The sequence below is a fragment of the Opitutaceae bacterium genome, from assembly GCA_041395105.1.
Classification (GTDB): domain Bacteria; phylum Verrucomicrobiota; class Verrucomicrobiia; order Opitutales; family Opitutaceae; genus B12-G4.
Map to the genome: position 1 here is coordinate 74,410 of JAWLBB010000005.1, position 14,705 is coordinate 89,114.

A 14,705-nucleotide genomic window follows, 5' to 3' on the forward strand; every position below is an offset into this window, starting at 1 on the left:
CCCCGCAGGATAGGGAATACTCGCGCAGAGACGCAGAGGGCTCAATAAATCGACGCATCTGGGATGCGGTATTCGGATTCTCCGGTTTCAGGGCTCCCCTTTTCGTCATGAACCCATTCCCGGAGACTCTCCGACTCTGCGCCTCTGCGCGAGAATCCTGCACCAAGTCCGCCGCTCCATGAACATTGTCTACCTTCACGCCCACGATGCCGGCCGCTATATCCAGCCCTACGGCCACGCCATCCCCACCCCCAACCTGATGCGCCTGGCCCGGCAGAGCACTCTCTTCCGCCATGCCTATTGCGCCGCCCCGACCTGCTCGCCCAGCCGCGCGGCTCTTCTCACCGGGGTATCCGCCCATGAGTCGGGCATGCTCGGCCTGGCCCATCGCGGCTTCAGCCTGACGCACCCGGAACGCCACCTGGGCTCTTTCCTGAGGGAGAATGGCTACCAGACCGTCCTCAGCGGGGTGCAACATGAGTTCGCCTGGGACGAAAGCCTCCCGCCCTACGACCGCCAGCTCAAACTGCCCGAAACCGAAGGCCATGCCGCCCGGGACCGGGCGGCAGCCGAAGCGGCCGCCGCCTTTCTCCGGGAAGAACATGAATCGCCGTTCTTCCTGTCCTGCGGCTTCATCTTTCCCCACCGGGCCTTCACGGAAATCGATCCCGACATCGACCCGGCCTACGTCCAGCCTCCGGCCGGCCTTCCCGATCAGGCGGAAATCCGCCGCGACATGGCCGCCTACCACACCGCCGTGCGGCACATGGATCGGGCCGCCGGCAAAGTCATCCGTACCCTGAAGGAAACAGGTCTCGATCAGAGCACCCTTCTCATTTTCACCGTCGATCACGGCATCGCCTTCCCCGGGATGAAGTGTCAGCTCTGCGACAACGGTATAGGGATATCGCTCATCATCCATTATCCCGGCAACCCCACCGCCGGCCGGGCCACCGATGCCCTCGTCTCCCAGCTGGATCTGTATCCAACAATCTGCGACCTGGCCGGATTGGCTCCTCCCTCCTGGCTGAGCGGACACAGTCTTCGCCCGATCCTTGAGGGAAGGGCCGGCTCGGTCCGCGACGAAGTCTTTGCCGAAGTCACCTTCCATGCCGGCTACGAACCCCAGCGCGCCATCCGCACCCGGACTCACAAACTGATCCGGATCTTCGACGACGACCTCACCCCGGTCATGGTCAATATCGACGATTCCCCGTCCAAGACCCTGCTTCACCAACATGGTTTCCCGAACCGGGTCCCCGTTCAGCTCTACGATCTGCTACTCGATCCCGAAGAGCGGAACAACCTCGCCGGCAACCCCGCCCATGCGGCAATCGAGTCGGACCTGACCGCCCGACTCCAGGCCTGGATGGAGGCAACCCGTGACCCTCTGCTCGAGGGGGCGGTCCCGCCGCCGGCAGGTGCCCGGATCAATCTGCGCTCCCAATACAGCCCGAACGAGCCGCTCGCCTGAAAGCGACGCTGCGGCACCGGACGAATCGCTCGATGACCAACCCAACCCAGACGCGCCGCCGAATCCTCTACTATTACGATGGCTGGGGCCCCTTTCTGCGAGGAGGCAAACCCGAGAATCTCTGCGAGAGCATCGATATTCTCGCCGATTCCCAGATCACCACCGTCCTGCTCAGCCCGAATATCGGTCAGAGTGTCAGCTACCCGAGCGAGGTCTCGCAGCTCAGTCACTGGCGCCCTCTCAGCCCCGAGACCGAAGCCGCCCTCAGGAAGGGCATGGGCCCCTTCTTCACCACGGTCACCCACAATGTGGCCGACCTCTGGCGAACGCACAAGGTCGACAGCTTTCGCCTGATGACCGACCACGCCCGCAAGCGCGGACTCGAAGTCTTCACCAGCATTCGGATGAACGACACCCACATGTTGGGACTCGACGACGGCAACGGACCCTACACCGATCCTTTCTACCGCGAGCACCCCGAGTGGCGGATTCCTCCCATGGGCGGAGCCGGGCGGCACAGCGGCGGTGCACTCAACTACGCCATTCCCGAAGTGCGCCGCCATCGACTGGAATTGATGGAGGAGCTCCTCCGGCGTTACGACTTCACCGGCCTCGAACTGGATTTCGTCCGTGGTCCTCCATTCTTTCTTTCCGACCGCCCGGAACTCGAGCAGGACCTCTACGCCCGCTTTCCACGCTTCCCGCGCGACTTGAGCGAAAAGGGGATCCCGATCATGAACGGGTTCGTCCGCGAGGTCCGCGAGATGGCCAACCGGATCGGCCGCGAAAAGGGGATCCCGATCGCCGTCTGTGCCCGCGTGCCCTCCACTCTTTCCGGGTGTCGTCGGGTCGGCCTCGATCCCGCCGCCTGGCACCGGGACGGCTGCCTCGACTTTCTCACCGTGGCCCGGTTTCTCCAGATCTGGTTCGACTATCCCCTGGCCGATTTTAGGAATGCCCTGCCCGGTCTGCCCGTTCACGCCTGCATCGAGCACATCGTCAACGCGAAGAACGAGCAGAACCACAATTTCTCCCGTGACGCCTCTCCCGAGGCCCTCCGCGGGGCGGTCGCCTCCGCCTACGCTCAGGGGGCCTCCGGGATCACCCTCTACAACCTCTTTGTCACGCTGGGCAAGAGCCCGACCCCTGACGGAAGGGATTTCCGTCACCCCGAACCGGTCGAGGTTTTCCACGAGATCGGCGCGACCGAAACACTTGAGGGCACCGACAAGCTCTACCTCGTCGACGCCACCTTCCCGTTTTTCGATCTTCGATTCTGGGATTCCCACGCGCCCCTGCCTGCCGGCGTCACCCCTGATTCGCCATTGATCACATCCCTGATTGTGGGTGAAGCCCAACCCGGGTCGCGCCATATCGTCTTGAGAGTCGTGCTCGCATCCTCGGCCCGGGACATCGAGGTCGCCGTTCAACTCAACGGCGTCACCCAGGGCCGGGGCCGGATCGCCACCACCCCGCACCTCTTCGTCGAACCCTACGACGAATGCCCACCATCTCCCGACCACTGCATCGATTTCGAAGTGGACGGTTCCGCCCTCGCCTACGGCCGCAATGAGGTCGCTCTCATGGCCTCAAGGCCCGCCACCGTCGTCGGCATCGAACTCGCCGTCCGGACAGCCTGACTCAATCGAGTGCGCCGCGTAACCAGGGCGTCAATACTTCCGCCCACCGCGCATAACCCCGGGCCGACAGGTGCAGCCCGTCGTCGCTGAAGTCCTCCCGGGCCAGACTCACGCCCGGACCGAGCATGGCATGAAAGACGTCGACAAACTCGACCCTCTCCCTGGCCACCGCCATCCGGGTCAGCAACTGGTTGGTCTCGCGCATCTGGGGCAGCAGAGCCCATCGGGCGAAACTCGGCTTGACCGACAGGATGAGCACCCGCGTCTCCGGCAAGGCTTCCGCCATCCTGTCCAGAAACATCGCGAAACGGGCCGCCACTTCAGCCGGGGTGGCTTTCCCCGCCAGGTCATTGTCCCCTTCATAAACCACGATGACGGCAGGTCGGGAGGGCAGAACGATCCGATCGGTCACTTCCAGCAGATCCGCCATGGTCGACCCGCCAAAGCCGCGGTTGAGGATCGGCCCCAGGTCCGGAAACGCCATCTCGAGATCCCGCCACATCCGGATCGAGGAGCTGCCGACAAAAAGGACTCCCCCCGGTTCCGGAGGATTCACCCGGTCCGCCTCCTCAAATCCGCGAATGGTATCCTCGAATCGGGATGGTTCGGCCACCAATGCGCCCAGACTGATCGTGATCAAGGCGCCCGCCAGCGGTATTTTTCTCCACATGGCGCCTCCCTGGTCCCTTCGATCGTCTTTGGCGACACTATCCATCTCCCCTACATGCTCTTCGGATCCGATTCTCCTATGAGACGTGCGCCGCGGTTGACGGGCACGGGGTGTTTCGGAATCCTCCGCCTCAACCTCATCCACCATGACCACCAGACTCAAAATTGGACTCCAGGCCATCGTCCTGGGCAAGAAGTACAATGTGGACGAAGACCGCGTTCTCGACGCGGTCGCCGCCGCCGGCTACGACGCTCTGGAGTGCGTGGCCAATGACCCCGTATCCTTCCGCCGGAAACTCACCTCCCGGCGACTCGTCTATGCCGGCGCCCACACCACCCCGTCCAAGCTCACGGATGTCGGCGAGCTGGTCGCCGCCCTCCACACCATGGGTGCCGAGGATGTCTGCAACAGCGGGCTTCTCGACTGGAACAAGCGCTCGCCGCAGGACTACCGGGAAACGATCGAGATCCTCAACCAGGCCGGTCGCAAGCTGCGGGCCGAAGGAATCCGGCTTCACTACCACAACCACGATTTCGAATTTGAGAAGTCGGACGCCATCGGTGGGAAAACCGGCATGGATCTACTCCTCGAAGGACTCGATCCGAAGGCCGTCGACCTCTGTGTCGATGTCGGCTGGGTCGACAAAGCCGGTCTGGATCCGGTCGACTTCCTTCTGGAAAACGCAGACCGCGTCGGTTACCTCCACTTCAAGGACTACGATGACAACGGGTGGGCCGAAATCGGGACCGGCAAGGTCGATTTCGCCGCCGTCATCAGGATTCTGCCGCGACTGCCGGGGGCGCGCTGGATCATCCTGGAACAGGATGTAGCCCGGATCGATCCGCTAGACAGCCTCCGCATCAGCCGGAACAACCTGCGCGAGAAATTCGGACTCTGATCCTGGTATTGCCGTTCAAAGGCAGATCCAGAGGTAGGGACGGACTGCCGGGCCGTCCGACAAAGCACATGCTCTCCATCCTGCCGGTAGGCGGCAGTCGGTTTTCAGACGAAGCTGCAGGAGAGGCATTACGCCTCGATACAACGGTTGATCGAGGCGTAAAGCCTCTCCTACAAAAGAAAGAACCGCCGGCTCAGACCAGTTCGCCCTCAAGAACCGCCTCGCGAACCAGCTTGACCGGTCCGCTCTTGAAATAACTCGGTTCTTCCGACTGCGGGGCCCAGGGAGCCACCGGGAAGCCGGAAGGCAGGGTCTTTCCGTCGGCCAGTGCCTTGCCTACGGAAACCGCCCATTCCGCGGTCTCTCGCATGCTTGCGGGCAGTTCCTCTTTCCGCCTGAACTCGTCAAAATTCCAGATGATCCGGCAGAGTTCGATTATCAGTTGTTCGGTCATGGCAGTTTCGATTGCTGGGGTAGACCACCTCCTTAATCGACAGAAACGACCCGCTCCATTAGTCGAATTCCCTCCATCGTCAGGACGAATCTCGTTCGACACCCGCAAATCACCATTCCTGGTTGCGGGTTCCAAAATCTGGCACGATGATCCCTTCGACTGCGCAAATCCACATTCCACGCCATGCAACCGACCACCAACCCATCCATCTCATCGTCCAGACCCAACACCTTGTGGCTGCGCGTCATTGCCGCCCTCGTTGTATTCCTGATGCCCGTCTTGTCGCTTTCGACGTCCGGCCGGGATGAAGTTGAACCGGCACCCGAAGAGGTTTCCGAAGTCTCACTGAAACTCAATGACCTGGTGGCCCGGATCATCGAAAAGCTCCGGGCGGGGCAACGAACAGAGCTGGAACTCGCCGATGAGCTGGCAGAGTTTGACGCCCTGCTGGACGAATATGGGGATCAGAAAACGGACGATGTCGCCCAGGTCCTGGTGATGAAAGGGACGCTCTATTCGGAGGTTATGGACAATCCTGAGAAGGCCATCGAGGCCTTCACGCAATTGCGCGACGAATTCCCCGAGACCCAGGCAGGGACCACGGCATCGGCTCAGATCGCGGGTTTGGAGGCACAGCAGCAATACAGTGTGGGAAAGGTCTTCCCCGGATTCAGCGTCCAGGGACTGGACGGGGAGCCGCTTGCCCTGGACGATTTCAGGGGAAAGGTGGTGCTGCTGGATTTCTGGGCCACCTGGTGCCAGCCCTGCTTGATCGAGCTGCCCAACGTCATCCAGGCGTATCAGGACTTTCATGCCGACGGTTTTGAAATCATCGGCATCAGTCTCGATTCAAGCAGGGAAAGGCTTGAGGGATTCATTGAGAGCAACCAAATGGTGTGGCCCCAGTACTTCGACGGAAAAGGCTGGATGAACGCGCTTGCCCAGAAGTATGCGGTACAGAGTATTCCGGCCACCTACCTGCTCGACGGGGAAGGTGTGATCATCGCAAAAAACCTTCGCGGCCCGGCCCTGGTAAAGACCGTGGCCGACGCTCTGGAATCGAATCGTGCCGCACCGTTCTGAGATTCCTGTAAAAGGGTCAGCAAGCCCTTACTTCTTGATGCTGTAGGTTGTCAGTGAGGCTTCCTGCGGGTGATGGAAGGCGAAGAGTAAGGGCTGACCCGAATGGCACTAAGTTAAGGGGTATTCAGGAGGGATCACGAGATGTAGCCGCGGCAGTCTCTTGCCGCGTATCCACGTTGACACGCCCCAAGAGACTGGGCTCGGCAGGCTCACCACAGGTGGGGCGACTACACCAGACAAATACACCAACAAGAAATGCCAGTTCTGAGCCAAAGAATCTGCTTATCCTAGTGCCATTCAGGGCTGATCCTTTTCGTTCATGCAGCGCATCCAGTTGTCTGACTGGTTGGGGTAGCTCCTGGCAAGGTGCAGGCTTTCGAGATTATCTCAGGGCAGGAAATAGACTTCGATCAACACCTCACCTCCAGGATCACCCTCTTCAGCTTCGGCTACTACCGTATAGGCTCCAGGGGGAAGTCGCTCGACCTGCGCCGCGTCTTTTGATCCCTCCAGCAGGGGAAACGCCCCTACAAGCTCGAAGATCTTCTCGAACGCCGAAACCGGCGTGATGATGACCTCCCTGCCATCTTCTCTTATATATGTTCCCCACCAATCACTGTAGTGATCCTCGGAGAGGAACTCCGCTTGCTGGAACGGTTGCCCATCACGAAACAATCTAAAATCCGGATCAGCGCAAAGATCTTCGACCTCAAACTGTGCAAGCGAAGGTCCGACGACGCGGATCAGCACCTCACGGTCAGTGCCAGCGTACCAACCAGGTCTCCAAGACCCCGATGAAGAACTCCCTGAAGGTGGCACAACAAATCCACCGATCAAGGGACGGTTCGGGCGAACCTCTCCGCGCAGCGAGATATTCATCGCCGGAGCGGATTCGACAGATAACATTTTGGTTAAGGAGAAGTAGTAAGTGAAACTTCCCTCAGTTTGCCCGCCTCCTGTGGGTGAACTGAAATTGAGAACTCTCGTTGAACCAGTACCGGAGTGATAGGTGATTGTCGCGGTATTCGCGCTTGTTTTTGCATACGTATACATCTTGATCGCGCCTCCAGACCCTCCCAGGACGTAGGCCGGGTGACCCAGAAAGTAATAGGTTCTACTGAACAGCTGGGAATAGCTTCCGTCTGCGTAGAATAGGCAGGTATCTTGGTGAGCGGTCCTATCAGTGCCGATAAGTGCGGAAGTGGTCCGCAAGACCATTCCGTCTATGCTCTCCGGGGCGAAATCGGCATCTGTCCGTGTTGCCACGATCAGTGCAGATACTGCGATTCCAAAACAAATTCTGGTTTTCACTTGAGTCCTCGCTTTCTTCCAATCGGCTTCATCATATTGGGTACTCGGAACGGATCACGGCGCGGCATACACCTCCACCAGCGCTATTCCTTCGCCACCGTTTGCATCGGAAACATGGGCGGTGTAGACACCGGGTTGGACCTCGATCAGTAGGGCCGCATCGGCGCTGCCGTCGCTCAGCGGAAAGGCACCCATCTGCTGTGCGATTGTAGCGATCGCTTGTGGAGGGCTGTAGGAACCCCAGTCATCATTGGAGGCGATGGTCACGCCATCGCTGTCCTTCAGGATCACGACCGGGTTGGGCAGGACCTTGTTCGGTTTCAACCCGAACGAAACCGCCAGTTCCGGCCCGACTCCCCGGATCAACAAGCGGCGGGGATTATCCGTAACCACAATTCCCGGCACCATAAGCGCGGCGCCGGTCCCGACGCGGCCACGGGTGGATAGGTTCATCAGCCGGTCTCGCCTGGACGTACTCCCTTCGTAGACCTCGACCAGGCCGATACCCGATCCATCCTTGCCCGACAGATGAACACTGTAGGCACCCGGCTCAAGCACGGCGATCAGGGCGGCATCTTTCGAGCCTTCTTGCAATGGGAAGGCACCCAAGGCTTCAGCCAGTTGGGCCACGGATTCAGGATCGGCCTGGTCCGACCAGTCATCGTTGCTCGCGATCACTTCTGCGCCGGAGTAGACCGAGATCATCGGGTCCTCGACGACTGCGGAGGCGTCAAGCATAACGCCCATGCCCGGACCGATACCCCGTATCAGAACGGTATGCGGGACATCTCCACCGATAACCAGTCCGCCAATCAGGATGTCATCGCCACCCAACACCTGGCCGCGTGTTGAAAGATTCGAGAGCGGGCCGTAGGTCCTTGATGGGTGTCCCTCCTGCCAAGTCGGCGACGTGAAGCCTACAGCACTTTCAAAATAGACGAACGCCGCAGGAGACCCCAAAAAGGATTCATATTCATGATCACCCGGAAAACTAGGCTCAACACCATCCGGAAAGCCAGGCGCATCACCCAGGAAATAGATTGTGTTCAGGGCCGAGCACTCCGCGAATGCCCATGCCCTGATAGACCTGACATTGGCGGGAATCGCTATGCTGGTCAGACTGTTACAGCCAAAGAACATGCTCTGTACAATGCTAGTCACACTGTCAGGGATGGTCACACTGGTCAGGCTGCTGCACCCGCTAAACGCAGAACTCCCGATGCTCGTCACACTGTCAGGGATGGTCACGCCGGTCAGGTTGGTGCAGGAGCCGAACGCAGACCTCCCGATGCTCGTCACGCCGTCAGGGATCTCATAGAATCCGGCTCTGCCTTCGGGATATCTGAGAAGAGAGGTCTGGGATTTGTCCAACAAGACTCCTTCCTTGCTACTGTAGAAGGCGTTGCCTTCCCTCACCTGGAACGCGAGCAGACTGCTGCAGTTATCGAACGCAGAATTCCCGATGCTCGTCACGCTATTGCCGATGATCACGCTGGTCAGGCTGCTGCAGGAGCCGAACGGAGAGCTCCCGATGCTCGTCACGCTGTCTGGGATGGTCACGCTGGTCAGGCTGCTGCAGGAGTAGAACGAATAATCCCCGATGCTCGTCACGCTGTCTGGGATGGTCACGCTGGTCAGGCTGGTGCAGGAGCTGAACGCAGACCTCCCGATGCTCGTCACGCTGTCAGGGATTTCATAAAACCCGGCTCTGCCTTCGGGATACCTGAGAAGAGTCGTCTGGGGTTTGTCGAACAAGACTCCTTCCTTGCTACTGCAGAAGGCGTTGTCTTCCCCCACTTGGAAGGCGACAAGGTTGGTGCAGGAGTGGAACGCCCCAAGCGCGATGCTTTCGACTTTGGTGCCGATGGTCACGCTGGTCAGGCTGGTGCATGCGCCGAACGCAAGTTTGGCTATGCTGGTGACGCTATTGCCGAGGGTTACGCTGGTCAGGCTGCTGCACCCGTAGAACGCGTAACTACCGATGCCCGTCACACTGTCAGGGATGGTTACGCTGGTCAGGCTACTGCACCCGTAGAACGTGAAATTATCGATGCCCGTCACACTGTCAGGGATGGTCACGCTGGTCAGGATGCTGCACTCGTAGAACGCATACTGTCCGATGCTGGTGACGCTATTGCCGATGGTCACGCTGGTCAGGTTGGTGCACCTGTAGAACGCACGATCTTCAATGCTAGTCACACCCTCAGGGATTTCATAGACTCCGGTTCTGCCTTCCGGGCACCTGAGAAGAGTGGTCTGGGGTCTGTCGAACAGGACTCCTTCCAGGCTCCTGTAGAATAGGTTGCTTTCACTAACCTGGAACGCGAGCAGACTGTTGCAGGAATCGAATGCAAGATCCCCGATAGTCGAGACCTTGGCACCAATGGTCGCGCTGGTTAGGCTGTTGCAGGAGTAAAACGCACGATCCTCGATGCTGATCACACTGTCAGGGATGGTCACGCTGGTCAGGCTGCTGCAATTGTAGAACGCACTATCCCCGATGATCAAGACGATCGCGCCGATGGTAACGCCGGTCAGGCTGCTGCAATTACTGAAAGCATCATTCCCAATTATGGTCACACTGTCAGGGATGGTCAGGCTAGTCAGGCTGGTGCAGTAACGGAACGCAGCTGCGTTGATGCTAGTCACGCTGTCAGGAATGGCCACTCTGGTCAGGCTGGTGCAGGAGGAGAACGCACGATCCCCGATGCTCGTGACAGGTTTTCCGACGATCTCGCTCGGGATGACCACCTCTCCAATCGCGGTCTCCGGATAGTCCGTGATCTCAATGAAAGTATCGTATTCCACATAGGTGAAGAGGCCGAACTGGTCCGCATGGACGAAAACGGGGAAGCAAAGGCACAATAGCAACGCCGCGAGCCAAACCGCCATCCTGCACCTGGGTTTCCCTGTAAATCTCATCCTGAACCTCGCTTTCCTTTCGTCGAAACACATTTCGCCTCATCAGGTAAGTGCGCGAACCGGACCCGAAACCCGCAAATGGTTCGACTGAGCACCGTGTGATGCCCGGACATCCCATCAGCCTGATGACTCGCCTGCATGATCCATTCGCATCGAAACGGCCTGCTCCAGCGGCGGTTTTTCAACGCCCCGAAAGAGGGATTGAGTATGTCGGGATCAGCTGAGGTTTTCCAGCGAGTGGGAAATACCAGGGCAACTAATCAGGCAGGTTATGACTTTCGCCACCTCGGCTAATGCTCAGGTCCGAGCCAGCACCCGATCCTCTAATTCGGAAGTCTCAACTCCCCCGATACTCTTCTCCCGTGGTGCCGAAGAGGGGATTGGCTGATCTTCGATCAGGTCCTTCGGACTTCCCGATGCGCTGCGCGATCGGGACCCCATCTCCGCTCGCGGGCTCGCTCCGTCGAACCCCGGGGTTCTCGTCCCCGTTGGTTGCAAGGGAGGCAAAAGAGCGAGCTTCTCTGAACGCGCTTCGTCCCTGAAAAACATTCCCCGTGGTGCCGAAGAGGGGATTGGCTGATCTCCGATCAGGTCCTTCGGACTTCCCGATTCGCTGCGCGATCGGGACCCCATCTCCGCTCGCGGGCTCGCTCCGTCGAACCCCGGGCTTCTCGTCCCCTCTGTTCGAAAGTGAGGCGAAGAAGCCATCTGCTTTCCAAGCGACCTGACCCCAAATTTTATCTCCCGTGGTGCCGAAGAGGGGACTCGAACCCCTACACCCTCGCGGGCGCTAGAACCTGAATCTAGTGCGTCTACCAATTCCGCCACCTCGGCCCAGGGAAAACGCGGATCTTGGGTAGAAACAATTAGGCAGGGCAAGCAAAATTCCCGCGGGAAGAATCGGGCTAATTCCCCTCGCCTCCGTGATAGTTGCGGATATCGGGCAATTCCCGGACCCGCCGACCCGAAACCAGCCGCTCGAAATAGGGATCCACCAACGGCGTCACCGCCTCTTCGTCCGTTGCCCCGTCGTCGTCACGGTAGAGGTGTTCCTCTTCGTCAAAGATCAACGAGATCCGCCGGGGCTCCGGGAAAAGGACGAGCGCGGGGTTGCGCACTCGACCCTTTTTCACCAATTCCACATGACAGGGCAGGCTGTCCTTCTGGAGTCGTGCCTGGTAATCGGAGACCCACTTGCTCGACAGGCCCTCCCGCCGATTGAGAAGAACAACGTCCGAAAAATGGATGCATCCGTCATACCACCGAAGCAGCGGCGGCTGGCGGTCCAGGAGCGCACAATGCACGACCGTGATGATCCGCCCCAACTCGAAGGGCATCGTGGGCAGCCAGAGACTGAAGGCCTCGATCTGATCGATCGGATCGGCCATCCCGTCGGACATCAGGAAAAGATGGGTGGCTCCATTGGGAACCGTCGCCCTCATCCGCGTTCCATCCAGAATCCATCCCACAACCGGAAAAGTCGCTTTCAGGCCGGTCATCACCTCCTGCGATGCGGCCACCTGCGACTCAGGCACCAGCAGGCAAGGCCGATCCGTGCCCTCCAGTCCGAAAAGAGCCAGGTCCGCAATGACTTCGCGCCGTCCCGCACCTTCCGCCCCGAGTATGAAATAGATGAGTGGCTCCGCCATGCGATGACCGTAACGGATAAGGCCGGAAAAACAAGACCGGCCAGGCGGGTGATCAGGCTGGCAGCGAGAAACTGCCGGTCTGGGCCTGATGACGCATCCAGTGGTCCACCAGAACGAGCGCAGTCATCGCCTCGACGATCGGCACCGCCCGGGGCAGAACACAGGGGTCGTGCCGACCGCGCCCCATCAACTCGGCCTCCCGTCCCTGCAGATCCACCGTCTTCTGCTTCATCAGGACCGTGGCCGTCGGCTTGAACGCCACGCGAAAAACGATCTCCTCCCCATTGCTGATCCCCCCCTGGACCCCGCCGGACCGGTTGCTCGCCGTCCGAACCCGGCCCTCCCGGTTCTCAAACAGATCGTTGTGGGCCGAGCCCTTCATCCGGGTTCCCTCGAAACCGCTGCCGATTTCGAAGCCTTTCGTCGCCGGCAGGGACAGCATGGCCTTGGCCAGGTCCGCTTCGAGGCGATCGAAAACCGGCTCCCCCAGTCCGACCGGCACACCGCGCACCCGGCATTCGATCACGCCCCCGACAGAATCCCCCTCCGAGCGCACCTCCCGGATGCGGGCTTCCATCTTCCCGGCGGTTTCTCCATGAGGACAACGCACGGCGTGGGCCTCGACCGCCTCGAGAGTCGGAAAGGCGGTATCCGCCGGCATTTCAATGTTCTCGATCCGGGTGACGAAGGCGCGAATCTCCACGCCACCTCCCAGGGTCAGAAGCTTGCGGGCGATGGTTCCGGCCGCCACCCGACCAATGGTTTCCCGGGCTGAAGAACGCCCCCCTCCCTCGGGATTGCGGATGCCGAATTTCGACTGGTAGGTGAAATCCGCGTGTGACGGGCGGAACTTCCCTTTCATTTCCGCATAGGCTTCGGGGCGCGCATCGGTGTTGCGCACCATCAACGAAATCGGCGCTCCCGTCGTCCGACCCTCGTAGAGACCGGAGAGGATGATCACCTCATCCGCCTCCTTCCGGGGAGTCGTGATATCACTCTGCCCCGGACGCCGGCGATCGAGGTCGGCCTGGATTTCCGCGGCAGTCAGCGGAAGTCGGGGTGGACACCCATCGATGACCACACCGACGCCGCCTCCGTGGCTTTCACCCCAGGTCGTGATCGAAAAGAGCTTTCCAAAGCTGTTCGGCATTCCCCGCCATCTCTACACGCCCCCGGTCCCTCCCTGCAAGGGTCAAGTCGTCACACAACCCGTTCCGATCGGTTGCATCGACGGCGGAAAGGCACTTACTGAGGGCCCATGAACGTATTCATCGTCAGCGGAAGTCACCGCAAGGAAGCCGAATCACTGAAAGTGGGTCAGTATCTGAAAGACCGGTTGCCCGAAATCGACCCGACGGTCTCGGCAACGCTCTTCAGTCTGAGCAACAACCCCCTGCCCCTGTGGGAGGAGGAATCCGGCGGGGCGCCCGAAGCCGTCTGGGGACCGGTCAAAGCCGACCTTGTGGCCAGCGACGCCCTCATCCTGATTACGCCCGAATGGAACGGCATGGCCACCAGCGGCATCAAGAACTTCCTTCATCTCTGCCGGCACGACTCGGTCGGTCACAAACCGGCCCTGATCGTCTCGGTCTCCGCCGGGATCAACGGAGCATATCCAGTCGCCGAGCTGCGCATGACCGGGGGCAAGAACAACCGGATCTGCTTCATCCCCGAGCACCTCATCGTCCGGAACGTCGGTTCCGTCCTCAATACGCCCGAACCGGAGGTGGACAACCGTCATGATGCCTCCCTGCGCAAGCGGGTCGACTACGCTCTCCGGGTGCTTATCCAGTACGGCCACGCCCTGAAGGCGGTTCGCGAGAGTGGAGCCATTGATCATCAGACGTTTTCCAACGGGATGTAGGCGGTCGCGCCCACCGGGGTGACCGAGCGCCCCTGGAGGAATTTCCCGTTCAGCGCCGGGGTGGAATGCCGATCAAGAAGGCAGCACATCCTCCAGCGCTAACGATGGATTCAGCCACCCTTTCCCGTCCCGTCATCAAGGTCAGTGACCTTATGCGCGATCCCCTGGCCCTGTTCTCGGCCGGGGTCGTCGTTCTGATCGTCTGCGTCCAGTTCTGGGCACTTCAGCAACCGGCCCTGATCGAAGACAAGGGAATCGATCTGGCGATTCTCTGGCCGATCATCCCCTGGGTCGCCGCCATTGTCGCCCTGCGTCGCCCCAGCGATCGCAATCTCGACCGGCGACTGATCCCGGTCTGGCGCATGCTCGGCGTCACCATGATCGTCGTCGGGGTGAGTTCCGTGGTCTACCTTGTCCTCGACAAGACGGCACCCGAGAACGTCCTGCTCACCCTTCTGCCCGACGCCATTCATCTCCTCGCCTACCCGTGCTTCCTTGCTGCCATCGTCCTCATTCCGGCAGAAAAGATCGCCCGGTCCCACTGGCTGGGCGTCGGTCTCGATCTCGTCATCATGATGACCTCGGCCCTGATCGCCGGGTGGTTCTTCCCGGATGTTTCGTGAAGGAGTCGTTGGTTCTTTAATTTTGGTTCCGGGTTTGATCCATTCGCTGTTCTTGGCCTGAGATCGGTGTTTTTGGCGAATAGTCGATTGATCAGGCGACACTCCCCCTTACCCCCC

Annotated in this window: 12 protein-coding genes and 1 tRNA gene; 6 read left to right on the forward strand and 7 right to left on the reverse strand. The window is 60.1% G+C overall.

Annotated elements, in window-relative coordinates:
• Positions 1-178: 178 nt before the first annotated feature.
• Together R3F07_15535 and R3F07_15540 are read left to right on the forward strand one after the other, a co-directional pair.
• Complete coding sequence (locus R3F07_15535) at positions 179-1,474, forward strand: sulfatase (protein MEZ5277793.1); 1,296 nt, start codon at positions 179-181, stop codon at positions 1,472-1,474.
• 32 nt (positions 1,475-1,506) lie between these two features.
• On the forward strand, positions 1,507-3,114 hold the full coding sequence (locus tag R3F07_15540) for a hypothetical protein (GenBank protein MEZ5277794.1): 1,608 nt from the start codon (positions 1,507-1,509) through the stop codon (positions 3,112-3,114).
• 1 nt (position 3,115) lies between these two features.
• Here the strand turns inward: R3F07_15540 and R3F07_15545 are convergent, their stop codons facing one another.
• Positions 3,116-3,784 carry a GDSL-type esterase/lipase family protein gene (locus R3F07_15545; protein MEZ5277795.1) on the reverse strand — a complete coding sequence of 223 codons (669 nt, stop codon included), beginning with the start codon at positions 3,782-3,784 and terminating at the stop codon, positions 3,116-3,118.
• 145 nt (positions 3,785-3,929) lie between these two features.
• Between R3F07_15545 and R3F07_15550 the strand changes: the two genes are divergently transcribed.
• Positions 3,930-4,682 (forward strand): sugar phosphate isomerase/epimerase, encoded by a 753-nt coding sequence (locus R3F07_15550; protein ID MEZ5277796.1) that lies wholly within the window; start codon positions 3,930-3,932, stop codon positions 4,680-4,682.
• A 193-nt stretch (positions 4,683-4,875) separates the two neighbouring features.
• On the opposite strand, the gene R3F07_15555 is transcribed toward R3F07_15550, so the two are convergent.
• Positions 4,876-5,136 (reverse strand): hypothetical protein, encoded by a 261-nt coding sequence (locus R3F07_15555; GenBank protein ID MEZ5277797.1) that lies wholly within the window; start codon positions 5,134-5,136, stop codon positions 4,876-4,878.
• 183 nt (positions 5,137-5,319) lie between these two features.
• Between R3F07_15555 and R3F07_15560 the strand changes: the two genes are divergently transcribed.
• On the forward strand, positions 5,320-6,219 hold the full coding sequence (locus tag R3F07_15560) for a TlpA disulfide reductase family protein (protein ID MEZ5277798.1): 900 nt from the start codon (positions 5,320-5,322) through the stop codon (positions 6,217-6,219).
• A gap of 387 nt (positions 6,220-6,606) precedes the next feature.
• Here the strand turns inward: R3F07_15560 and R3F07_15565 are convergent, their stop codons facing one another.
• The 5 genes from R3F07_15565 to aroC all read right to left on the reverse strand — a co-directional run bounded on the left by R3F07_15565 (position 6,607) and on the right by aroC (position 13,251).
• Complete coding sequence (locus R3F07_15565) at positions 6,607-7,530, reverse strand: hypothetical protein (protein ID MEZ5277799.1); 924 nt, start codon at positions 7,528-7,530, stop codon at positions 6,607-6,609.
• Positions 7,531-7,584: 54 nt separating this feature from the next.
• Entirely contained in the window at positions 7,585-10,422 is a 2,838-nt protein-coding gene (locus R3F07_15570; protein MEZ5277800.1) for a leucine-rich repeat domain-containing protein, read from the reverse strand.
• Between the two features lie 777 nt (positions 10,423-11,199).
• Positions 11,200-11,286: transfer RNA gene (locus R3F07_15575), tRNA-Leu, on the reverse strand.
• 71 nt (positions 11,287-11,357) lie between these two features.
• Entirely contained in the window at positions 11,358-12,101 is a 744-nt protein-coding gene (locus R3F07_15580; protein MEZ5277801.1) for a hypothetical protein, read from the reverse strand.
• 52 nt (positions 12,102-12,153) lie between these two features.
• Positions 12,154-13,251, reverse strand: coding sequence for a chorismate synthase (aroC, locus tag R3F07_15585; protein ID MEZ5277802.1), 1,098 nt, complete (start codon positions 13,249-13,251; stop codon positions 12,154-12,156).
• A gap of 108 nt (positions 13,252-13,359) precedes the next feature.
• Between aroC and R3F07_15590 the strand changes: the two genes are divergently transcribed.
• Positions 13,360-13,965: an NAD(P)H-dependent oxidoreductase gene (locus R3F07_15590; protein ID MEZ5277803.1), complete on the forward strand. Its 606-nt coding sequence runs from the start codon at positions 13,360-13,362 to the stop codon at positions 13,963-13,965.
• Positions 13,966-14,069: 104 nt separating this feature from the next.
• Positions 14,070-14,588, forward strand: coding sequence for a hypothetical protein (locus tag R3F07_15595; protein ID MEZ5277804.1), 519 nt, complete (start codon positions 14,070-14,072; stop codon positions 14,586-14,588).
• The last annotated feature ends 117 nt before the right edge of the window (positions 14,589-14,705 follow it).

Coding starts and splice junctions, on each gene's coding strand:
- R3F07_15535 (MEZ5277793.1), top strand. CDS start 179: ATGAACATTGTCTACCTTCACGCCCACGATGCCGGCCGCTATATCCAG.
- R3F07_15540 (MEZ5277794.1), top strand. CDS start 1,507: ATGACCAACCCAACCCAGACGCGCCGCCGAATCCTCTACTATTACGAT.
- R3F07_15545 (MEZ5277795.1), bottom strand. CDS start 3,784: ATGTGGAGAAAAATACCGCTGGCGGGCGCCTTGATCACGATCAGTCTG.
- R3F07_15550 (MEZ5277796.1), top strand. CDS start 3,930: ATGACCACCAGACTCAAAATTGGACTCCAGGCCATCGTCCTGGGCAAG.
- R3F07_15555 (MEZ5277797.1), bottom strand. CDS start 5,136: ATGACCGAACAACTGATAATCGAACTCTGCCGGATCATCTGGAATTTT.
- R3F07_15560 (MEZ5277798.1), top strand. CDS start 5,320: ATGCAACCGACCACCAACCCATCCATCTCATCGTCCAGACCCAACACC.
- R3F07_15570 (MEZ5277800.1), bottom strand. CDS start 10,422: ATGGCGGTTTGGCTCGCGGCGTTGCTATTGTGCCTTTGCTTCCCCGTT.
- R3F07_15580 (MEZ5277801.1), bottom strand. CDS start 12,101: ATGGCGGAGCCACTCATCTATTTCATACTCGGGGCGGAAGGTGCGGGA.
- aroC (MEZ5277802.1), bottom strand. CDS start 13,251: ATGCCGAACAGCTTTGGAAAGCTCTTTTCGATCACGACCTGGGGTGAA.
- R3F07_15590 (MEZ5277803.1), top strand. CDS start 13,360: ATGAACGTATTCATCGTCAGCGGAAGTCACCGCAAGGAAGCCGAATCA.
- R3F07_15595 (MEZ5277804.1), top strand. CDS start 14,070: ATGGATTCAGCCACCCTTTCCCGTCCCGTCATCAAGGTCAGTGACCTT.